This is a genomic window from Bradyrhizobium uaiense (assembly GCF_010811875.1).
Lineage (GTDB): Bacteria > Pseudomonadota > Alphaproteobacteria > Rhizobiales > Xanthobacteraceae > Bradyrhizobium > Bradyrhizobium uaiense.
The window spans coordinates 1-217 of sequence record NZ_VKHP01001241.1 but is presented as its reverse complement, the minus strand read 5'-3'; the positions used below and the strand labels follow the sequence as shown (position 1 = coordinate 217).

Genomic DNA, 217 nt, shown 5'->3' with positions numbered 1-217 from the left:
AAAAAAAAAAAAAAAAAAAAAAAAAAAAAAAAAAAAAGAAAAAAAAAAAAAAAAAAAAAAAAAAAAAAAAAAAAAAAAAAAAAAAAAAAAAAAAAAAAAAAAAAAAAAAAAAAAAAAAAAAAAAAAAGAAAAAAAAAAAAAAAAAAAAAAAAAAAAAAAAAAAAAAAAAAAAAAAAAAAAAAAAAAAAAAAAAAAAAAAAAAAAAAAAAAAAAAAAA

General features: G+C 0.9%; 1 protein-coding gene. It reads left to right on the top strand.

What is annotated here, in order from left to right; translation table 11 throughout:
• A partial coding sequence (locus FNJ47_RS55875) for a hypothetical protein (RefSeq protein ID WP_181957718.1) occupies positions 1 to 217 on the top strand: 217 nt, incomplete at both ends.